Here is a 19,911-nt window from a genome sequence, read left to right on the forward strand (position 1 = left end):
CCCATGACGACTTGGGAAGACGTCGTCCGCCTGGCCTCGGAACTGCCCGAGGTCGAGGCGGCGACCTGGTACCGCACGCCCGCGCTGAAGGTGGCGGGCAAGGGGTTCGCGCGGTTGCGCACCGAGGCCGAAGGCGGCCTGGTCGTGATGTGCGGCCACGACGAGAAGGCGGCGTTGCTGGAATCCGGCGACGCCGCCTTCTTCACGACACCGCACTACGACGGCTCCGGCTCGATCATCGTCGACCTGGACGAGGTCGACGTCGATCAGCTGCGTGAGCTGCTCGAAGAGGCGTGGCGGCTGAAGGCGCCGCGCCGGCTCACCACTTGAGCTCGCCCTTGAGCATGCTCATCAGGATCATGTCGTGACGCTTGCCGTCCGCCGCGACGAACACCTCGCGGTGGCGGCCGTCTTCGGAGAACCCGACCTTGCGGTAGACGTGCCGGGCGCGCTCGTTCTCGGCGACCACCCAGAGCGTGATCATGTGCAGGCGCATGGAGTTGAAGCCGTAGCGGCACATCAGGCGCAGCGCCTCGGTGCCGTAACCGCCGCCGCCCCGGTACTCGGCCTCGCCGATGTAGATGTCCAGCTCGGCGTTGCCGACCTCGGGCTCGGCGTCCCGCAGGTCGACGATGCCGATGAGCTTGCCGTCGGTCTTGGCCTCGATCCCGAGCACGACCAGTTCGTAGCTGTTGACCGGGCGTTCCTCGGCACGCTTGCGCAGCTGGGCGAGCGAGCGCGGGTAGCTGTGGTTCATCCACCGGCCGACCTCGGGATCGTGCACCCAGCCGTGGATCCGGTCGGCTTCCTCCGGTTCGAGCGCACGCAGCCGGACGAGGTCGCCCTCGAGCATTGCTCCCCCTAGTCCCGCTTGAGCAGCAGGAAGTCGTGGACGTTCAGCAGGCCGAGGAACTGCCGCACGGGGATCGGCATGGCCTGGCGCGACTCATCATGCACGAGCCGCGCGCCGTGCACGTGCTGGTTTTTCCGGCGCGTGACGATCGTGCAGCCGTCCGCGGCCAGCACGTTCTTCACCCAGTCGGCGTCGGGTCCGTACGTCAGCGCGACGACGTACCCCTCCGCCGTGCGGAAGACGTTCACCGGCGTCCTGTACTCCTTGCCCGACTTCCGTCCCTTGTGGACGATCATGCCGAAGCCGGGTGCCCAGTTGACGACGTACTTGTTGACGCGGTTGGTGGCGACCCGGTTGAACCGGGCGAGCCCCTTGGGAAGCACCATGCGGGACACAATATCAACGCATGATGAATTCAGCGAGCGGGCGACCCCGGGTCCCGGCCCGCGGTCGCCCGATGGTGGGATATGGCCCATGTCGACCGAGTGGCCCTTGCGCCAGGACCCGGAAGCACCGGTCATCATCGCCATGGCCCTGGTCTCCGACGCGGACGCACTGGGCTTCGTCGTGCTGGACGACGAAGACGACTGGTTCATCAGCGACGGCACCGAGCTCTCCGAAGACGTGCTGGTCAACCGCGAGAACTTCGGCAAGATGTCGGTCCGCGAGGCCCTCGAGCTGCTCCCGCAGCTGGCGGCGCTGGCCGGGATGCCGACGGGCATGGCCGCCGACTGGGACCCGGACCACCGCACGTGGCTGCTCTCGTCGGTCACCGGTTCCGACGACGAGGACGAGGACATCCGGCTGCTCGCCCAGCGCCGCGCCGCCTGGGAGTTCGCCGGCTCGCCGGACGACGAAGCGCAGATCAGCAGCGGCCTGACCGAGATCCCGACCGGCCGCGAGCGCCCGGTCCGCGCGGTCCGCCAGGTCGTCCGCGAGCAGGACGGCACGTGGCTGTTCGTCGGCTTCGAGGTCCCGGAAGCGGAGGACTTCGAGGTCGAGGGCCTGGAGCTGGAGCACGTCGCGAAGCTGTACCCGGACGTCAGCACCGTCCTGAAGGCGGCGCCGGGCCAGGTCTACGACCGCGAGACCCCGGACAGCGACTGGGAGCTCGTCGAAGGTTAGAGCTCGATCGGCAGGTGGAAGAGCCCGCGCGTGATGGGGCTCGGCCACCACGTCAGTTCTTCTTCGGGAACGGACAGCCGCGCCGTCGGAAGCCGTCGCAGGACGGTCTCGAACGTGACGTCGGCCTGCAGTCGCGCCAGCGCGGCGCCGATGCAGAGGTGCGGTCCGGCGCCGAACGCGACGTGCCGCCGGTCGCCGCTCCGCTGTCCGGGCCGGAACTCGTCCGGGTCCGTGAACGCCGCGGGATCGCGGTTGGCGGCCAGCACCGAAACCAGGATCGGGTCGCCTGGTCGCATGAGCCGGCCGCCGATTTCCACGTCCTCGGCGGGAAACCGCCAGGTGGCGTTCTGCAGTGGTGCGTGCAGCCGGAGCGTCTCCTCGATGACGGCGGCGCGATGCGCGGGATCGCGACGGGCCCGGCCGGCCTCGTCCGGGTGGGTCAGGAGCGCGAGGGCACCGGTCGCGATCAGGCCCACGGTCGTTTCGTGCCCGCCGATGAGGATGAGGAACGCCGTCGACGTCACCTCGTCCGCGTTGAGCAGCCCCTCGGCCTGCTGCGCGACGAGGTCGCTGACCAGGTCCGTGTCCGGCTCGGCCCTCTTGACGTCGACGACCTCGGTGACCAGGCGTTCCAGCGCGTCGGTGGCTTCGCGGACCTTCGACCCGTCGGAGTCGTCCGCGGAGTCGATGACCAGCGACCACTCGTGCACGGCCTCGCGGTAGGACTCCGGCACGCCGAGCAGGTCGCAGATGATCGCGATCGGCAGCGGATAGGCGAGTTCGGTGACGAGATCGCCGTGCCCGCGGGCCTCGACGACGTCGAGGAGGCTGTCGGTCACGCGCTGGGTGCGTTCGCGCAGCTTCGCCATCCGTCGCGGCGCGAAGGCGCCGGCGCAGGCGCGTCGCAACCGGGTGTGGTCGGGCGGATCGGTGTTGATCATGTTCGTCGCCAGTGACGGCCGGTGGTCCAAGGGCAGGCCCATCTCCGCGCGCTGCCACTCCTCGTTGCCCGCGAAAGGGCTCTTGAGCAGGGCGGGGTGGTCGAGCGCGACGAGCGCGTCGTCGTACCGGGTGATCAGCCAGGCCGCGACGCCGTTGGGGAACTCGAGCCGGTGCGGTGGCCGTTCGCGCAGCCAGGTGTAGGCCGGTGAGGGGTCGCGATCGAAGTCCGGACCGAACAGCGCGGGCTCTCCCATGGGTCCCACCCTGCCCGCCGGAGTTTTTTCGCGGCAAGTGTCCTGGCGCGGCTTCGCCCGTTCGTCCTTACAGTGAGAGCCGGCGATCGGCGCCGGTCGACCCCTGCGAGGAGCTGTCATGCCCAAGTACGCCGCCATCATCTACGCCTCCGACGTCGACCCGACCCAGCCCGAGGCCGCCGGGATGATGCGGGACTACGACGAGTTCGGCGCGGCCGCGCAGGCCGTGATCCGCGGTGGCGCGGCCCTCTACCCGACCGCGACCGCGACGACCGTGCGCGTCACCGGCGGCAAGGGTGGCGACATCGCCACCACCGACGGCCCGTACGCCGAGACGAAGGAAGCCCTCACCGGCTTCTACCTCATCGAATGCGCCGACCTCGACGAAGCCGTCAAGGTCGCGGCCCAGATCCCGGGCGCCTGGGACGGCGCGATCGAGGTCCGGCCGGTCGTCGAATTCGGCAAGTGACCTTCGCCGGTGACGCGGTCGCGCGGCTGGTCCGGGACGAGGGCACCCGGGTACTGGCCACGCTGGTCCGCGTCACCGGCAGCGTCGACCTGGCCGAAGACGCGGTCCAGGACGCGGTGGTCCGCGCCCTCGAGACGTGGCCGCGCGACGGCGTCCCCGACAACCCACGCGGCTGGCTGCTGGTCGCGGCCCGCCGTCGAGCGGTCGACGTCGTCCGCCGCGAAGCGAAGCGGCTCGGGAAGGAGGCCGACGCGATGCCCGCCGTCGACCCGTACCCCGACCCGCTCTCGGTCCGCGACGATCTGCTGAGGCTGGTCTTCACGTGCTGCCACCCGGCGTTGTCGCCGGACGCGTCCGTGGCGCTGGCCCTCCGCACGCTGGGCGGCTTGTCGACGGCGGAGGTGGCCCGCGCGCTGCTGCTCCCCGAAGCAACGCTGGCGAAACGCCTGACGCGCGCGAAGCAGAAGATCGCCCAGGCGCACATTCCCTACCGCGTCCCGGCTGCCGACGAACTCCCGTCGCGGCTGTCCGGGGTGGCGTCGACGGTCTACCTGATCTTCAACGAGGGTTACACCGGCCGCCTTTCGCTGACCACTGAGGGCGTCCGCCTGGCGCGTTTGCTGGCGGAACTGATGCCGGACGAGCCGACGGCCCTCGGCCTCCTGGCGCTGGTCCTGCTGCAGGACGCCCGCCGCGCGGCTCGCACTGCCGACGGTGTGCCGGTTTTGCTGTCTCTGCAGGATCGCTCGCTCTGGGACCCCGACCTGATCAAGGAAGGCGTGTCGTTGGTGGGCGTCGGCCTGCGGCGAACGCCTTCGGTGCCCAACCCGTACGTCGTCCAGGCAGCGATCGCGGCCTGCCACGACCTGGCCCCGTCGTACGCCGAGACGAACTGGGACGCGGTGATCTCCTGGTACGACGTGCTTCTGTCGGTCCAGGACACAGCCGTGGTCCGCCTGAACCGCGCGGCAGCGGTGGCGGAACGGGACGGCCCGGCGGCGGCTTTGGCTTTGGTGGACGCATTGCCTGGTTTGGAGGGGTACCCGTGGTGGCACGCGTCTCGAGCGGAGTTGTTGCACCGCATGGGTTCGCCCTCAGCTGCGGAGGCGCTGGACCGCGCGGTGGAAACCGGACTCCCGGCCGCCCACGCCGCGCACCTGCGTCAACGGATAAACCAGTTGCGCTAGACCCGGACAATCGACTCATGGCTTTGAAAGAGCGATTGGCCGACTGGACCGACTTGGAGGACGCGGAATATCTCCTGGCGATCGAGCTCGGCGTATTTCGCGGTGACGAAGAGTGGGCCGGGATCAAGTGGATCTTCTGGTCCGAGAACAAGCTGGGCAGCGGCCTCTACAAGGCATTGCTCGGTTTGGTCGACGCCGGCCTGCTCGAACACCGCGACGAACCCGACCATCAGGTGCGCTGGTGTCATGCGCCCGAACCGGAAAGCGAAAAGCCCCGGATCGTAAATCCGGGGCCCTCGGCTGAGAGCGGATGACGGGAATCGAACCCGCGTATTCAGCTTGGGAACCATGGTGACCATGCTCGAAGGTGGCTCTGACCTGCGAGTGGGCCTACCTCGTGGTACCCGCTGTTGACCTTGGTTGACCGGCCTGAATGGCAGCTAATGGCATGAGCTGCGCCTCGCCCAGACCCCCCCGGGGCCACCCTGATACGAAGCCAGAACGCGGCCGTAGTCATGATCCAGTTTCGGGGTGAGTCGGCGGCCATTTCTCGGGCTGCGCAAGCTGCGCTTCAGTGATCAGGTACAGCGCGGCCGGGCCGTACTGCGAATCGACGTAAGCGCAGGGCACGCTCCCGGGCGCCAGCCCTAGCCCTCGTAGTTGAGACTCCGTGCACAGGAAGGTTGGAGCGGCCTGTGACCGGTAGCAGGGCAATCCGTGTGGTGTCCATTCATACGGCGTGGCGTCCATAGGAACAACGCTAGAGATCAGCAGGTGCGCCATCAGCGGCCGTCCGGGCGATGAGCACGCCTCTCTAGCCCTACGGCCTCGACATGCGTGGTCGGCCCCGAGGCTGGCTGTGGTTCCCTGTCCGCTGCGCCGGGCGCGTCGTCGCAGTCATCGACCCTGCTGCTCCTAGGCTCCGGAGCGGCATCCGATGCAGGAGGAGGGCTCAATGACGACACCTACTCCCTGGTGGGGGACATTGGTTGTAGCCGCTGTTGGCCTGCTGGGTGTGCTGGTGACGGTCGTAGTCGGCGCCTGGCGTGAGAATGAGCGAGCGGAAGAGGCGCGCGTCGAACGTGCTCGGGAGCGTCGCTCGGGTGTCTATGCCGAGTTCTACCGGGTAATTGCCGCTTACCGAAGAGCTGCCGACGAACTTGGCGATGCGGCGAACGCGCACCGCCAAGCGAAGACCAGGTTCGGGCAGGTCGGACCTGTGAAGACAATCGCGCAGTTGACCAACGACGTGCGCGAGCTTGGTGACTCGGCCGCGATGATGTACGGGCAGATTCGGTTTCTAGCCCCACTTGACGTGATTGCGGCGGCCGAGCAGGTGGTTGAGGCGTTGTCTCCCTACCAGGACGCACTGGCCAGTGGGCGAACAGAGGGCGACGAAGCCGACGCCCTCGTACAGGCACTCGACGCAGCCGTCGAGAGGATGAGGCTCGACCTGGGCTCGGAGACAGGCCGCAATGCGTCGCGCTGAGGCCGGACGACCCTCCTCGGCAGCAGCACGCTTGCGTGCCACTCTTGATCCCACGGAGCCAAGTTCGGCAGCAACTGCCCAACGACACGGCAGAGCCGGTGCCGCTTCTGGTTGGGTCACTCCGGACGACGATGAAGATCAGGACGGCCAACCGGTGCCCGTCGGCTAATGGCACATTAATGGCACGCGAGAAGTGAATACCGGAGATAGAGAAAGCCCCAGGTCCACAGTAGACACCGTGTGACCTGGGGCTTCTCCATGAGAGCGGATGACGGGAATCGAACCCGCGTATTCAGCTTGGGAAGCTGATGTTCTACCATTGAACTACATCCGCAGTGCGTGGCAAGCATACACGGCGTGGAGATCCTCCTGTCCAGACCCTCCCCTCCTTGACGTCGGCGCGTCAAGTGACAACACTTGTTGTCGACGTCGGAGGTGTGCCGGATGGATGATCCCGAGCTGTTCCGGGAGGGCGGGTTCCGGCTCGCTTCGCGGCTGTTCATCGAGGGTGACATCCGGGGTGACGAGCGGCAGGTCGCGCGGCTTCGGGAGTTCGCCCAGGTCGAGGACCGGCTGGCCGATGACGTCGTCGCCTGGATGGCGCGGCAGCCGAGGGGGCAGGGGCATCGGCTCTTCGAGGACGCTCTCAAGGACGGCGCCGCAGCTGAGGGGCCGCTGAAGGTCTTCTTCGACGCTGTCGAGGCGAAGCCGTACTGGGTTGATGACGAGCGGCTCGAGCGTGGGGCCAAGGCCATCACCCGGGCCGGGTTGCTCGGGCTCTTTCCGCTCGGGGACATGTCGCTCATGGGTGGTTACCTCGCGTCGCGCGCGACGAAGTCGCTGGTCGGGACCGGGGAGATCGAGTACAAGGCGACCCGGCGGCTCGTCGAGACCGCGGCCTGGTGGATCGACGTCACCACGCCCGGCGCCCTGAAGCACGGGCGAACCGGGTACGCGTCCGCGCTTCGGATCCGGGTGGTGCACGCCCACGTGCGCGCCGCCATGAACCGGCGGGACGACTGGGACTACGCCGCCTGGGACAAGCCCGTCAACCAGGTGCAGACCGCCGGGACGTTGCTGCTCTTCTCGCTCGTCTACGTCTTCGGCACTCAGCTGCTCGGCCTGCGCTACTCCGCCCGCGAGCGCGGCGACATCCTGCACCTCTGGCGCTACATCGGCTGGCTCATGGGCGTCAACGACGAGCTGCTGCCCAGTGACGAAGAGGACGCGTGGCGGCTGCTCTGGCTGCTCGCCGCCACCGAGTTCATCCCGGACGACGACTCCAAGCGGCTCGCGAAGGCGCTGGTCGAGGCCAACGCCGCTGTCGGCGAAGGGCGCGGGGCCGTCGGGAAGGTGCTGTCCCACGTCTCCGTCGCCGTGCACTCCTCGATCAGCAGGCTCGTGCTCGGGAAGACCAACGCCGACTTCCTCGGCCTGCCGGACGACCCCGTCGCGCAGGCCGTGATCGTCACCGCGGCCGGCGTCAACTTCGCCGCCGAGACGGTGCGGCGGTTCATCCCCGGGGCCACCGCCCTGCAGGAACGGATCGGTGAGGCGGGGCGCCGCGGGTACGTGAAGCGGCTTGAGAAGCTCTTCTCGCCCGACACGACGTACGCGCAGCACATGCGGGCGGCCTGAACCCACCGGATAGGCTTCCCGGCGTGCTGCTCAGTGACCGTGACCTCCGCAAAGAGCTCGACGCCGGCCGGCTCGGCATCGACCCCTTCGACCCCGGCATGGTCCAGCCGTCCAGCGTCGACGTCCGGCTCGACCGGTTCTTCCGCGTCTTCAACAACAGCAAGTACACCCACATCGACCCGCAGCTGCAGCAGGACGAGCTGACCTCCATGGTCGAGAAGGAGGGCGACGAGCCCTTCGTGCTGCACCCGGGCGAGTTCGTGCTCGGCTCGACGTTCGAGCTCGTCACCCTGGCCGACGACCTGGCCGGCCGCCTCGAGGGCAAGTCGTCGCTCGGCCGGCTCGGGCTGCTGACCCACTCGACCGCGGGCTTCATCGACCCCGGCTTCTCCGGGCACATCACGCTCGAGCTGTCGAACGTCGCGAACCTGCCGATCACGCTCTGGCCGGGCATGAAGATCGGCCAGCTGTGCATCTTCCGGCTGTCCAGCTCGGCCGAGCACCCGTACGGCTCCAGCGAAGCCGGGTCCCGCTACCAGGGCCAGCGCGGCCCGACGCCGAGCCGGGCGTACAAGAACTTCCACCGCGTCGACACCTGGCGCTAAGCGGCCACCCGAGCCTCCCAGTCGATGTGGTGGTTCCACATGAAGGCGTTCGGGTCCTCGGTCTGCGGCTTCGCGAACGCGCGCTTGATGAAGAAGTCGCGGATCACCCGGCCGACCGGGCCGATCACCTTGTCGTCGCCGTTGCGCTTGCCCTGGGCCACCACCGCTTCGACACGCTCGCGCCGCAGGCCTTCGTAGGTGGCCAGTGCTTGCCCGACGTCCGGCACGTCGCGCAGGCACTTGCCCAGCGTGACGGCGTCTTCGATGGCCATCGACGCGCCCTGGCCCGCCGCCGGTGACGTCGCGTGGGCCGCGTCGCCGATGATCACCATGCGGCCGCGGTGCCAGACCGGGACCGTCGGGAAGTCGTACGTCGGCCACGCCGGGTAGACGTCGCGGGTCGCGCGGATGACCTCGGCTGCCGGGGTCCGGTCGCGCGCCACCAGCTCCAGCAGCTCGGCCCGCAGCTTCTCGCCGGCCAGCGTGGCCAGCTCGGACGCGGTCGGCTCGGTCTTGCGGGCCGGGTTCGCGAACCACCAGACGCGCCCGTCCGGGGCGACGACGTGGCAGAAGAACAGCTTCCGGCCGAAGACCATGTTCAGCACGCCCGGCTCGTCCGGCAGCGTCAGGCCTTCGGCGAACCCGCCGGTGTTGAGCGTCGGCACGTACCTGGGTGCCGGGGCGTCCGGGTCGATGATCGTCCGGACCCGCGAACGGAGTCCGTCGGCGCCGACCAGCAGGTCGCCGGTGGCCTGGGAGCCGTCCGAGAAGTCGGCCGTGACCTGCGAAGACGTCTGGCTCGCGCCGATCAGGCGCTTGCCGTACTCGGCGTGGATCCCGCGCCGCGCGGCCTCGTCGCGCAGGGCGACGTACAGGTCGGAGCGCAGCACGGTCTGGCTGACGGTGCCGTCCGGCAGCGCGCCGCCGAGGGAGAACTCGGCCAGCCGCGTGCCGTCGCCGAGGCCGATCGACATCCGCGGCGAGTCGAAGCCGGTGCTCTTGACGACGTCCTTCAGGCCGAGCGGCAGCAGCGCGTCCAGGCCGTTCACCGCCAGCGTCAGGAACGCGCCGACGCCCTCGGCGCCGCGGTCGTGGGCCTCGAACAGCAGCGGTTCGTGGCCGGCTTCGTGCAGTGCGATGGCCGTGATCGTCCCCGCGATCCCGCCCCCGATGATCAGTGCCCGTGTCATGTTGTTCATCCCCTCGAAACTCTTAGAAACTAATTCGTTCTGTCGAACTAAAGAGTGGGCTACGCTGGTCGCCGTGTCAAGCGAGCGAGCGAAGCTGGTCGAAGAGGTCCTGCTCGGGGCCCGTGAGCTGTCGACGGAGACGGTGATGTTCCACACCGCGATCGCGGAGACGCGGGGGCTGTCGCCGGTCGAGAGCAAGGTGCTGGACTACCTCGCCCGGCTCGGCCCGCAGATGCCGAAGGAGCTGGCGCGGCTGTCCGGGCTCGCGCCCGCGTCGGTGACGGCGCTGATCGACCGGCTCGAGCGCAAGGGCTTCGTCAGCCGCGAGCCGCACCCGGACGACCGGCGCAAGGTCCTCATCGCGCTCGACCCGGGGGCGATCGAGCGCAGCATGCACCTCTGGGACCACCTGGTCGCCAAGGTCCTGGAGCTGTGCGAGCGCTACTCCGACGACGAGCTCCGCACGGTGATCGGGTTCGTCGCCGCGGCCGCGGCCATCACCCACGAGTCGACGGTGAAGCTGACGGATTCCCCGGGCGGGTGATCACCGGGGCCAAAAAGGGCGGGAAGGACGAGCGCGTGCCAGGCTCCGGAAGTCGCCTCGGCCCCCGGGAGTGCTCGTATGCCGCTGTCCAGAAAACCTCTTCGGCTCCTGCTGGTCCTGGCCCTGGTTTTCGCGGCTTCCGCAATCACACCATTGGCTGAAGCGACGGTCGTCAAGCCGTTCCAGCTGAACTACGACGACGTCGTCTACGGCGATTTCCTCTACGCGGGCAACGGCGTGGTGCGGTGCCCGGTGAACGCGGACAACGCGCCGACGACCGGCAGCGGCAACACGCCCGCGACCTGCGCGAACACCGCCGACCGGCGCGACACCCTCGTCAACGACAACTTCTTCATGCAGTGGGCCGACGTCGACGCCGACCGCGGCACCTTCGATTCCGCCAAGGCGACGGTCACCATTCCGCCGGGCGCGAAAATCGTCTTCGCGCGGCTCAACTGGGCGGGCAACACCGGCGCCTACACGACGTCGCCGGGTGTGTTGTCGCCGACGAAGATGTGCCAGTCGCGCAACAACAACACGGCCGCGATCGTGCCGCCCGGAACACCGGCGAAACAGGACGTCCGGCTCACCATCGGCGACGGGAAATCCGTCGACGTGCCGCCCGCGGCCTACACCGAGGACCCGCTCGACACGTTCAGCGGCGGCCAGTACTACTCCGCCTACGCCGACGTCACCAAGCAGTTCGCCACCGCGCCGACCGGGTCCGCGCTGGACCTGACCGTCGGCAACGTCTGGGCGCCGAAGGGCTTCAACTGCATGGGCGGGTGGTCGGTCGCCCTGGTCTACGCCTACCCGGAACGCAACGCCGACTACGCGCCGAACAAGCGCGAGGTGTTCGTCTACGACGGGCACGTCCGGCAGAACAGCACCGACAAGCCCACGAACACGACGATCACCGGGTTCCGCGCCGCCGCCGCGGACGCGCACGTCGGCGTCACCGCCTACGAAGGCGACTGGGGCATCTCCGGTGACCAGTTCCTGATCAACGACAAACCGGCCGCCGAACCGTCGGCCGGCGGGACGACGAACTTCTTCATCTCCAACGCCGACAACGCCAGCGATCCCGCCGTGAAGAACAACTTCAGCGTGGACGCCAAGTCGTTCAACGTCGACACCATCCCGGCCGGCGCCACCAGCGCCAAGCTCGGCTTCGCCACCAGCGGCGACTCCTACCTGGCGCAGAACCTCGCCTTCTCGACGCCGGTGCCCGAGCTCCAGATCAGCAAGCGCGCGGAACCGGCCCAGGTGCACCCGGGTGAGCCGGTCACGTTCACCATCGTCGTGACCAATCCGAGCGGCGCCCCGGCGTCCGGGGTGAAGGTCGCCGACGACGCGTTCCCGGCGTGCAGCAAGGACATCGGCACGCTCAAGGGCGGGCAGACGGTCAGCTACACCTGCACGGCGACGGCGCCGGACAAGGACTTCACGAACACCGCGAAGGCCACCGGCACCAGCGCGCTCGGCGATCCGCTGGACGGCACGGCGACGACCTCGGTGAACGTCATCCACCCGGCCATCGGCATCACGAAGTCCGCCGACAAGGCCGCGTACCGCGCCGGCGACACCGTGACCTTCACGCTCAAGGTCACCAACACCGGCGACGCCAACCTCACCGCGCTGCAGGTCACCGACCCGAAGACGCCGTCGTGCGCGCAACGGCTCGCGGGCGTGCTGAAGCCCGGCGAGACCCGCACCCTCACCTGCACGGCGAAGGCCCCGGTCGCAGACGGCGTCAACACCGCGACCGCCAGTGGCGTCGACGGCCTCGGCAAGCAGGTCACGGCCACCGCCGACGCACCCGCGCCGACGATCGCCCCGGCCATAGACGTCACCAAGACCGCCACCCCGCCGGTGATCCACGCCGGTGAGGCCGTCACGTGGACGATCACCGTCAAGAACACCGGCGACAGCCCGCTCGCGCCGGTGAAGCTCACCGACGACACGACGACGTCGTGCTCGCGCACGTTCGACAGCCTCGACGCGGGCGCGTCGCAGACCTACACCTGCACCGCGAACCCGTCGAAGACCACGACGAACACGGTCACCGCCACCGGCACCGACCGCTCCGGCCAGCCGGTCACGGACACGGCCCAGGCGACCGTCACGGTGATCAGCCCGGCGCTGACCATCACGAAGGACGCCTCACCGGCGACCGTCCGCACCGGCGACCAGATCACGTTCACGATCACCGTCACGAACTCCGGTGACGTGCCGCTGACCGACGTCGCCGTCACCGACGACCGGACCCCGGCGTGCGCGAAGACGTTCGGCACCCTGGTACCGCAGGCGAAGCAGACCTACACCTGCACCGCCCCGGCACCGGCCGACGACTTCACGAACACCGCGACCGCCACCGGCAAGGACCAGCTCGGCCGCGAGGTGAAGGTCACCGACGACGCCGTCGTCGACGTGATCCACCCGGCGATCGCGATCGTCAAGGACGCCGCTCCCGCGCAGGTGCGCGAGGGCGACACCGTGACCTGGACGATCACCGTGACCAACACCGGCGACGTGCCGCTCACCGACGTCGCCGTGGCCGACGACGAGGTCGCCCCGTGTGCGAAGCCGCTCGGAACCCTGGCACCGCAGGCGAAGCAGACCTACACCTGCACCACCGTCGCGGGCCCGGCCGGCTTCACGAACACCGCGAAGGCCACCGGTACCGATCCGACGAAGCGGCCCGTGGACGCGTCCGACGACGCCTCGTTCACCGTGCAGCACCCGGCCGTCACGATCACCAAGGACGTCACCGGCGGGCCCTTCCGCCAAAGCGACACCGTGCCGTTCCGGATCACCGTCCGCAACGCCGGTGACGTGCCGCTGACCGGTGTCCAGGTCGCGGACGCGCTCGTCGCCGGTTGTGCGCAAACCTTCGACGGCACACTCGAACCCGGTGGCACGTGGGGCTTCGGCTGCACCGGCACCGCGCCGGCCGACGACTTCACGAACACCGCGCAGGTCACCGGCACACCACCGGTCGGCCCCGTCGTGACCGCCTCCGACGACGCGCCCGTCGATGTCATCCACCCGGGCATCGCGATCACCAAGGACGCCGACCCGAAGGTCGTCCGTGCGGGCGACACCGTGACGTTCACGATCACCGTGACGAACACCGGTGACAGCCCGCTGCGGGACGTCTTCGTGGCCGACCAGCTCGCCCCGGAGTGCGCCCAGCGTCTCGGCACGCTGGCACCCCAGGCGAAGCAGACCTACACCTGCAAGCTCGTGGCCGGCGAAGCGGACTTCACCAACACCGCCACCGCCAACGGAACCGACGGCACGAACCGCCCGGTGACGTCGACCGCCGAGGCCGCGGTGGACGTGATCCACCCGGCGATCAGCATCACCAAGGACGCCGCGCCCGCCCAGGTCCGTGAGGGCGACACGGTGACGTTCACGATCGTCGTGAAGAACACGGGCGACGTGCCGCTGACCGAAGTGTCCGTTGTGGACAGCCGGACGCCGTCGTGTGCTCAGACCATCGGCTCCCTCCCTCCCGGTGCCGAACAGCACCACTCCTGCACCGTAACCGCGGGCACCGACAGTTTTACGAACACGGCCACCGCGACCGGCACGGATCCGACCGATCGCCAGGTCACGGCCACCGACGACGCGTCGTACACCGTGCTGCACCCGGGGCTGTCCATCACCAAGGACGTCAAGGGCGGGCCGTTCCGCGAGGGTGACACGGTGACGTTCACGATCACCGTCGAGAACACCGGCGACTCCCCGCTCACCGGCGTGACGGTGACCGACGAGACCGCGCCGCAGTGCGCGAAGACGTTCGAAACGCTGGCACCGAAGGAAAAGCAGGCCTACGACTGCACGATGGCCGCCCCGGCGGACGACGTCGTCAACACGGCGAAGGTTACCGGGAAGCCGCCGACCGGCCCGCCGCTGGACGCCAACGACGACGCGAAGGTCGACGTCATCCATCCGGCGATCACCATCACGAAGGAGGCTTCGCCGAAGACAGTGCGTGAAGGCGACGAAGTCACCTTCACCATCGTCGTGACGAACACCGGCGACGTCCCACTGTCCACTGTGGCCGTCACCGACGAACAGACGCAGTCGTGCCCGAAGACGTTCGCCACCTTGGCGCTCGCCGAAGTCCAGACCTACACCTGCACCACCAAGGCCCCGAGCGACGACTTCACGAACACCGCGGGTGTCACCGGCACCGACCCGACCGGCCGCCCGGTGACGTCCACCGCCACCGCCGCGGTCGACGTCATCCACCCGCGGCTCGCCCTGATGAAGGACGCGACACCGTACGAGGTCCGGGAAGGCGACACCGTCACATTCACCATCCTCGTGAAGAACGTCGGTGACGTGCCGCTCACCGACGTGACGGTCGCCGACGACCGCACCCCGGCCTGCGCGCACACCGTCGCGGCCCTGGCGCCCGACGGCGAAGAGACGTACACGTGCACCACCGTCGCGGGCAGGGACGGCTTCACCAACACCGCCACGGCCACCGGCCAGGACCCGACGAACCGGCCGGTGACGGCGACCGGCGACGCCACCTTCGTGGTCCAGCACCCCGGCCTGAGCATCACCAAGAACGTCCGCGGCGGCCCGTTCCGCACCGGCGACTCGGTGCCGTTCGACATCGTGGTGACCAACACCGGCGACGTCGACCTGCACTCGGTGACGGTCGCCGACTCGATCGCCTCCGAATGCGTGCGCAGCATCGGCGCGCTGCCGGCCAAGGGGGTCGAGCGGTACGCGTGCACGATGACCGCGCCCGCCGACGACGTCACGAACGTCGCGAAGGTGACCGGGACGCCGCCGACGGGCGACCTCGTGACCAGCGAGGCGAAGGCGGACGTCGACGTCATCCACCCGGCGGTGAAGATCGACAAGTCGGTCTCGCCCGAGCAGGTGCGCCCGGGTGACGAGGTCACGTACACGATCACGGTGACCAACACCGGCGACGTGCCGCTGACCACCGTGGCCGTCACCGACGACAAGACGCCGGGCTGCGCGTTCACCGTCGCGAAGCTGGACGTCGGCGGCAAGGAGACGCGCCAGTGCTCGGTCGCCGTGCGCGAGGACGTCACGAACGTCGCGTCGGTGACCGGCGACGACCCGACCGGGCGACCGGTGACGGCGTCCGACGACGCCAGCGTCAACGTGATCGGCCCGGGTATCACCGTGACGAAGACCGGGCCGGCAAAACCGGTTCTCCCGGGGCAGGAAGCGGTATTCACGGTCGTCGCGAAAAACACCGGCGACGTTACGCTGACCGGCGTAACGCTGAATGACCCGATCGCTCCGAAATGCTCGATCGTGATCGGGACGCTCGCGCCCGGAGAATCGTCGAAACCGGTGACCTGTGCTGTGACGATGAGCAATGACGACCTCACGAATACGGTGACCGCGACCGGCGACGATCCGAACGGAAAACCCGTCACGGCGACCGACGACGCACCGGCGAAGGTGGCAAAACCCGCGATCGACCTGCAGAAGAAGGCCGACCCGACGATCCGTCCGGGTGGGACGGTGACCTTCACGCTCGTGGTGCGCAACACCGGGAACGTCGACCTGGCCGATGTGGACGTCACGGACCCCGCGTATCCCGCCTGTGCCCGCAAGTTCCCGCGCCTTCCCGTCGCCGATCACCAGGAATGGACGTGCACGGCGACCGCGCCGACCAGTGGTGATGTGAGCAACACCGCGACGGCCACCGGGACGCCCGACACCGAGCAACCCGGGAAACCGGTGTGGGACAGTGCATCCACCACGGTCCACGTGGTGACGCCGCCGGTTTCTCCTGGTCAGGAACCCGGGCCGGCACCGTTGCCCGACACCGGGTACGACCCGGTTCCCGCGGGTCTTACGGCGTTGTCCCTGCTGGGGTGCGGTGTCCTGCTGCTACTGGCCGTCCGAAGGACGCGCCGAAGCTGACGGAAACCGTTCTCGAAATCGTGTGTTCGCCACAGTGCGAAGAGTGATAGTTCGTTAGGAGGGTTCTCGCTGTAATCGTTCCGTGATACGTTCCTGCGCCGTGTCCCCCATTGGTGAACGTGCTCGCGTGGTGATGGTGTCACTCAGTGTGCTGCTTGGCGTCTTCTCCGCGGCGGCCGGCACCTGGATGGCCACCGCGGAAGGAAACACCGCGGAGGCGGCCGCCGCGGCGCTGGTGCTTCCCAACGAGCCCGGCGGGTCCGGCGGCGCCAGCGGCACGGAGCTGAACGGCCAGGCGAAGGGCACCGGGGGACGGTCGGCCGCACCTGCGACGACCTCGGCGGCAGCGCCGACGACGTCCAGCGAAGCCCCACCCCCGCCCACGACGTCCGCGGCACCGACGTCGGCCGAAGCCCCGCCGACCAGCACGAAGCCCGCGGCCCGCGTCGCGTCCTCGATCGCCACCCAGGTCCTCGACCTCGTCAACGACGAGCGCGGGAAGGCGGGTTGCAAGCCGCTGGCCGAGGAATCGCACCTCACGAAGGCCGCGCAGGACTACAGCGACGACATGTCGGCCCGGAACTTCTTCTCCCACACCAACCCCGAGGGCGTCACCTTCGACCAGCGCATCAAGACCGCCGGTTACGCGAAGCCGGGCGCGGAGAACATCGCGAAGGGCCAGACGTCCGCGGCGCAGGTCATGGAGTCCTGGATGAACTCCGAGGGCCACCGCGCGAACATCCTGAACTGCTCGCTGACGAAGCTCGGCGTCGGGTTCACGAAGGCCGGCAACTACTGGGTGCAGGACTTCGGCTACTAGGCCGGGTTGTTCCACCGCTCCGCGATGTCGCCGTAGCGGGCCAGCACGGTCGCGCGCAGATCGGGATCGGTCCGCGGCACCGGCTCGATGAACACCTCGGTGACGTCGTTGAACGACTCCGTCAGCTCGGCCGCGATCCGGACGCAGGCGCGTTCGAGGTCCGCGGCGCCGAGGGAGTCGTCGAAGTCGACGCGGGTGCAGACCAGCACCTGGTCGGTGCCCATCAGCATGGTCTGCAGGTCGACGACGGCCTCGATCTCCGGCGCGGCGGACAGGTGGTCGCGGACCCCGCGGACGATCTCCGGGTTGGCCTGGCGGCCGATCAGCAGGCCGCGGTTGGTCCGCCCGAGCAGGTAGGCGACGCAGGCGAGCAGCACGCCGATGACGATCGACGCGACGCCGTCCCAGACCTCCGAGCCGGTGAGCTGGTGCAGCCCGATGCCGGCGAACGCGACGACCAGGCCGACCAGTGCGGCGGAGTCCTCGAACAGCACGGTCTTCGGCGTCGGGTCGTCGATGAGGCGGAGATATGCCCAGAATGACCGGTTTTCGGCCTTGGACTCCCGTCGCGTCTGGCGCACGGCCTGCACCCACGACGTGCCTTCGAGCAGGAACGCCACGGCCAGCACGATGTAGCTGAGGATCGAGGTGCTCTGCGCTTCGCCGTGCCCGAAAAGCGTGGAAATACCCTCGTAGAGCGCGAACATCGACCCCGACGCGAAGATCGACACCGCGGCGAGCAGCGACCAGAAGTAGCGCTCCTTGCCGTAGCCGAAGGGGTGCACCCGGTCGGCCGGGCGGTCGGAGCGTTTCAGCGCCGTCAGCAGCAGGGCTTCGGTGAACGTGTCGGCCACGGAGTGCGCGGCCTCGGACAGCATCGCGCCCGAGCCGGTGATGATGCCCGCGACGAGCTTCATGATCGCGATCGCCAGGTTCACCCCACCGGCGAGCAGGACGGTCAGGGTACTTTCGCCGCCGGAGTTTTCGGGTTCCTCGCTCACCTTGGTGAGCGTAATGGTCAGAGGCGTCGAAGGCCGTGCAGCACGCGTTCCATGAGCGCGGCCGCCGGACGGCCGTCGGCGCTCACGCGGGTGTCGTGGATGGTCACCAGGCCCTGCTCGGCCATGTCGTCGAGCAGCACCCGGGCCACGCCGAGCGGGACGCTGAGCCGGGCCGCGACCTCGGCGACCGAGCGCGGGTGGTGGCACAGGGTCCGGACCGAGCGGAACTCGCCGGTCAGGCGGGCGCCGTTCCAGTGCGCGCCGGCCCGCGTCGAGACCATCGCCTCGATGGCGAGGTGCCGGCGGGACTGCGTGCGGCCCCGGGTGAGGACGTACGGGCGCACGAGCGTCCGCGGGCCGTACCCGTGGTCCTGCGCCGGGATGATGCGGGCGGCGAAGTCCTCGTCGATCTCGACGTCGGCCACATCGACGACGTCGACAACGGGTTCCGGGACGCGCTTGGGTGGTGGCGCCGGGTCCGGCACGAGGCGCTCGGCGGCCGTCGAGGACGGGAACCGGGCACCGACGCGGCCGACCGAGGACGACGGCTGGGGCAGAGCGATTCGATCGTCGGCGTCTTCCGGGGCGGTGTGGAGAGCGTGCCGACCGGCCGACGGGAAGCGTGCACCCACTCGTCCGGTGGTGGTCCGCCGGTCCTGGCCCATCCTCGCTGCCCCCTGATTCCGCGTAGTCAAAGGTTGTCCCCGCTGGCAGCGGTGGCGGCGGGGAAAGGCCAGGATACGCCGGTTGGCCAGCCCATTGGCCAGTGTTTGTCCTTGACTTGCTGCGCCATTCTGGTGATTTTTGGGTGCGCTATTCAGGTAATCGTTTGCCTTGACGAATTCCCAGCTAGTGGACCTTGGGAACACTCACCGAGGTACGAACTCGTCGAACTGTGACAACCAGTAGTGCCACGGTCACGAGGACGAGCGCGGATTGTTCGAATATCGCCGTGCTGCCCGCTTCGATCGCCGTTTTCAGGCCCAGCCAGCAATAGGTGATCAGTGCTCCGGCGGCCAGCGGGAACGTCGGCGGGCGCAGACGGGTGACGGCGAACACGGTTGCCAGTTCGATCACCAGCAGCAGTCCGACGAGCAGCCACGGCAGGCTGTTCATCGCGTGGAAGACGAGCTGGAACGCGGAGCTCGCGCCGACGCCGAGTGCGAACGCGACCCAGGGGTTGCCCGGTGCCGACGTCCAGGCCGGCGCGCGGAGCCGGAACGCGGCGACGGCCAGCGCGAGCACGACCAGCGCCGCTCCGGCGAGCTGCGCGACGGGCGCGACGAAGGGGGCGAAGGAGTAGGTGATGGCGAAGGTGGCGACGGCACCGACGACCAGCGCCGCGCTCCACAGGCTCAGTCCGACCTTCTTCAGCCACGGTTCGCGGCCGAAGAGCGCCTCGGCGACCGCGATCGGCGCGCCGATGCTCCACACGACGTGCAGCGTCAGGACGTACAGCGTCCACGGCCCGCCGATGCCGAGGACCGGGACGTGCCCGAACGACAGCAGGTCCAGACCCAGGTAGTGCGGGTTGAACAACGTCTGCGTCAGCAGTCCCTCTTCGAAGACGCCGAAGGCCAGCGCGAGGGTGAGGATGGTCGGCCAGCCGCGTCCGGCGCGTCGGGCGACCTCGCGGATGAGCAGCGCGGCCGAGCCGTAGAAGGCGACGTAGAGCGCGAACATGCCCAGCTGCTGGCCGAGCTCGGGCGGACCGGCCAGGTACTGGTCGCCGAGCAGGAACTCGGCCGTGAACGGGGCGAGCAACACCAGGGTGAGTATTCGCATGCCCTCATCGTCGGGCGGACGCGGCGCCGGGACCCGGGTCAACGATCACGGCCCGGCCATGACATCCGTCGTGGCCGG

18 protein-coding genes and 1 tRNA gene are annotated in these 19,911 nt (G+C 69.0%); 11 read left to right on the plus strand and 8 right to left on the minus strand.

Annotated elements, in window-relative coordinates:
• Positions 1-3: 3 nt before the first annotated feature.
• Positions 4-330 (plus strand): MmcQ/YjbR family DNA-binding protein, encoded by a 327-nt coding sequence (locus ACIOD2_RS37365; RefSeq protein WP_400549343.1) that lies wholly within the window; start codon positions 4-6, stop codon positions 328-330.
• Here the strand turns inward: ACIOD2_RS37365 and ACIOD2_RS37370 are convergent.
• Positions 320-853 (minus strand): GNAT family N-acetyltransferase, encoded by a 534-nt coding sequence (locus tag ACIOD2_RS37370; RefSeq protein WP_400549345.1) that lies wholly within the window; start codon positions 851-853, stop codon positions 320-322. The two genes, ACIOD2_RS37365 and ACIOD2_RS37370, sit on opposite strands and share 11 nt — an antisense overlap.
• An 8-nt stretch (positions 854-861) precedes the next feature.
• Positions 862-1,239, minus strand: a complete 378-nt coding sequence (locus tag ACIOD2_RS37375) for a nitroreductase family deazaflavin-dependent oxidoreductase (protein WP_400549347.1) — start codon at positions 1,237-1,239, stop codon at positions 862-864.
• An 88-nt stretch (positions 1,240-1,327) separates the two neighbouring features.
• On the opposite strand from ACIOD2_RS37375, the gene ACIOD2_RS37380 reads away from it, so the two are divergent.
• The gene (locus ACIOD2_RS37380; RefSeq protein WP_400549349.1) at positions 1,328-1,978 is read left to right on the plus strand and encodes a hypothetical protein; all 651 of its coding nucleotides are present in this window, start codon (positions 1,328-1,330) and stop codon (positions 1,976-1,978) included.
• Here ACIOD2_RS37380 and ACIOD2_RS37385 read toward each other — a convergent pair.
• Positions 1,975-3,174, minus strand: a complete 1,200-nt coding sequence (locus ACIOD2_RS37385; protein WP_400549351.1) for a cytochrome P450 — start codon at positions 3,172-3,174, stop codon at positions 1,975-1,977. The two genes, ACIOD2_RS37380 and ACIOD2_RS37385, sit on opposite strands and share 4 nt — an antisense overlap.
• A gap of 118 nt (positions 3,175-3,292) precedes the next feature.
• Here ACIOD2_RS37385 and ACIOD2_RS37390 point away from each other — a divergent pair, with 118 nt between their 5' ends.
• The 4 genes from ACIOD2_RS37390 (at position 3,293) to ACIOD2_RS37405 (ending at position 6,319) form a co-directional block, all read left to right on the plus strand.
• Entirely contained in the window at positions 3,293-3,643 is a 351-nt protein-coding gene (locus ACIOD2_RS37390; RefSeq protein ID WP_400549353.1) for a YciI family protein, read from the plus strand.
• On the plus strand, positions 3,640-4,830 hold the full coding sequence (locus ACIOD2_RS37395; protein ID WP_400549355.1) for an RNA polymerase sigma factor: 1,191 nt from the start codon (positions 3,640-3,642) through the stop codon (positions 4,828-4,830). The genes ACIOD2_RS37390 and ACIOD2_RS37395 overlap by 4 nt, the downstream gene beginning before the upstream one ends.
• A gap of 17 nt (positions 4,831-4,847) precedes the next feature.
• On the plus strand, positions 4,848-5,144 hold the full coding sequence (locus ACIOD2_RS37400) for a hypothetical protein (RefSeq protein ID WP_400549357.1): 297 nt from the start codon (positions 4,848-4,850) through the stop codon (positions 5,142-5,144).
• 641 nt (positions 5,145-5,785) lie between these two features.
• The gene (locus ACIOD2_RS37405; RefSeq protein WP_400549359.1) at positions 5,786-6,319 is read left to right on the plus strand and encodes a hypothetical protein; all 534 of its coding nucleotides are present in this window, start codon (positions 5,786-5,788) and stop codon (positions 6,317-6,319) included.
• A 263-nt stretch (positions 6,320-6,582) separates the two neighbouring features.
• Here the strand turns inward: ACIOD2_RS37405 and ACIOD2_RS37410 are convergent.
• Positions 6,583-6,653, minus strand: a tRNA-Gly gene (locus tag ACIOD2_RS37410).
• A gap of 110 nt (positions 6,654-6,763) precedes the next feature.
• Between ACIOD2_RS37410 and ACIOD2_RS37415 the strand changes: the two genes are divergently transcribed.
• Together ACIOD2_RS37415 and dcd are read left to right on the plus strand one after the other, a co-directional pair.
• Positions 6,764-7,957, plus strand: coding sequence for an oxygenase MpaB family protein (locus ACIOD2_RS37415; protein ID WP_400549361.1), 1,194 nt, complete (start codon positions 6,764-6,766; stop codon positions 7,955-7,957).
• A gap of 23 nt (positions 7,958-7,980) precedes the next feature.
• Positions 7,981-8,562 carry a dCTP deaminase gene (gene dcd, locus ACIOD2_RS37420; protein WP_328447029.1) on the plus strand — a complete coding sequence of 194 codons (582 nt, stop codon included), beginning with the start codon at positions 7,981-7,983 and terminating at the stop codon, positions 8,560-8,562.
• Here the strand turns inward: dcd and ACIOD2_RS37425 are convergent.
• On the minus strand, positions 8,559-9,752 hold the full coding sequence (locus ACIOD2_RS37425; protein WP_400549363.1) for an FAD-dependent oxidoreductase: 1,194 nt from the start codon (positions 9,750-9,752) through the stop codon (positions 8,559-8,561). The two genes, dcd and ACIOD2_RS37425, sit on opposite strands and share 4 nt — an antisense overlap.
• 73 nt (positions 9,753-9,825) lie before the next feature.
• Between ACIOD2_RS37425 and ACIOD2_RS37430 the strand changes: the two genes are divergently transcribed.
• The 3 genes from ACIOD2_RS37430 to ACIOD2_RS37440 all read left to right on the plus strand — a co-directional run bounded on the left by ACIOD2_RS37430 (position 9,826) and on the right by ACIOD2_RS37440 (position 17,047).
• Positions 9,826-10,296, plus strand: a complete 471-nt coding sequence (locus tag ACIOD2_RS37430; protein ID WP_400549365.1) for a MarR family winged helix-turn-helix transcriptional regulator — start codon at positions 9,826-9,828, stop codon at positions 10,294-10,296.
• Positions 10,297-10,449: 153 nt separating this feature from the next.
• Positions 10,450-16,227 carry a hypothetical protein gene (locus tag ACIOD2_RS37435; RefSeq protein WP_400549367.1) on the plus strand — a complete coding sequence of 1,926 codons (5,778 nt, stop codon included), beginning with the start codon at positions 10,450-10,452 and terminating at the stop codon, positions 16,225-16,227.
• Between the two features lie 127 nt (positions 16,228-16,354).
• Positions 16,355-17,047, plus strand: a complete 693-nt coding sequence (locus ACIOD2_RS37440) for a CAP domain-containing protein (RefSeq protein ID WP_400549369.1) — start codon at positions 16,355-16,357, stop codon at positions 17,045-17,047.
• Here the strand turns inward: ACIOD2_RS37440 and ACIOD2_RS37445 are convergent.
• The 3 genes from ACIOD2_RS37445 to ACIOD2_RS37455 all read right to left on the minus strand — a co-directional run bounded on the left by ACIOD2_RS37445 (position 17,044) and on the right by ACIOD2_RS37455 (position 19,833).
• Positions 17,044-18,048 (minus strand): cation diffusion facilitator family transporter, encoded by a 1,005-nt coding sequence (locus ACIOD2_RS37445; RefSeq protein ID WP_400549371.1) that lies wholly within the window; start codon positions 18,046-18,048, stop codon positions 17,044-17,046. The two genes, ACIOD2_RS37440 and ACIOD2_RS37445, sit on opposite strands and share 4 nt — an antisense overlap.
• A 17-nt stretch (positions 18,049-18,065) precedes the next feature.
• Complete coding sequence (locus tag ACIOD2_RS37450; protein WP_400549373.1) at positions 18,066-18,680, minus strand: DUF742 domain-containing protein; 615 nt, start codon at positions 18,678-18,680, stop codon at positions 18,066-18,068.
• Positions 18,681-18,897: 217 nt separating this feature from the next.
• Positions 18,898-19,833 (minus strand): hypothetical protein, encoded by a 936-nt coding sequence (locus tag ACIOD2_RS37455; protein WP_400549375.1) that lies wholly within the window; start codon positions 19,831-19,833, stop codon positions 18,898-18,900.
• Positions 19,834-19,911 lie beyond the last annotated feature (78 nt).

Source organism: Amycolatopsis sp. NPDC088138, from assembly GCF_044741685.1.
Classification (GTDB): Bacteria; Actinomycetota; Actinomycetes; order Mycobacteriales; family Pseudonocardiaceae; genus Amycolatopsis.

Excerpts from the sequence above, each read along its gene's own strand:
- ACIOD2_RS37365 (WP_400549343.1), top strand. The coding sequence starts at position 4 with ATGACGACTTGGGAAGACGTCGTCCGCCTGGCCTCGGAACTGCCCGAG.
- ACIOD2_RS37370 (WP_400549345.1), bottom strand. The coding sequence starts at position 853 with ATGCTCGAGGGCGACCTCGTCCGGCTGCGTGCGCTCGAACCGGAGGAA.
- ACIOD2_RS37375 (WP_400549347.1), bottom strand. The coding sequence starts at position 1,239 with ATGGTGCTTCCCAAGGGGCTCGCCCGGTTCAACCGGGTCGCCACCAAC.
- ACIOD2_RS37380 (WP_400549349.1), top strand. The coding sequence starts at position 1,328 with ATGTCGACCGAGTGGCCCTTGCGCCAGGACCCGGAAGCACCGGTCATC.
- ACIOD2_RS37385 (WP_400549351.1), bottom strand. The coding sequence starts at position 3,174 with ATGGGAGAGCCCGCGCTGTTCGGTCCGGACTTCGATCGCGACCCCTCA.
- ACIOD2_RS37390 (WP_400549353.1), top strand. The coding sequence starts at position 3,293 with ATGCCCAAGTACGCCGCCATCATCTACGCCTCCGACGTCGACCCGACC.
- ACIOD2_RS37400 (WP_400549357.1), top strand. The coding sequence starts at position 4,848 with ATGGCTTTGAAAGAGCGATTGGCCGACTGGACCGACTTGGAGGACGCG.
- ACIOD2_RS37405 (WP_400549359.1), top strand. The coding sequence starts at position 5,786 with ATGACGACACCTACTCCCTGGTGGGGGACATTGGTTGTAGCCGCTGTT.
- ACIOD2_RS37415 (WP_400549361.1), top strand. The coding sequence starts at position 6,764 with ATGGATGATCCCGAGCTGTTCCGGGAGGGCGGGTTCCGGCTCGCTTCG.
- ACIOD2_RS37425 (WP_400549363.1), bottom strand. The coding sequence starts at position 9,752 with ATGACACGGGCACTGATCATCGGGGGCGGGATCGCGGGGACGATCACG.
- ACIOD2_RS37455 (WP_400549375.1), bottom strand. The coding sequence starts at position 19,833 with ATGCGAATACTCACCCTGGTGTTGCTCGCCCCGTTCACGGCCGAGTTC.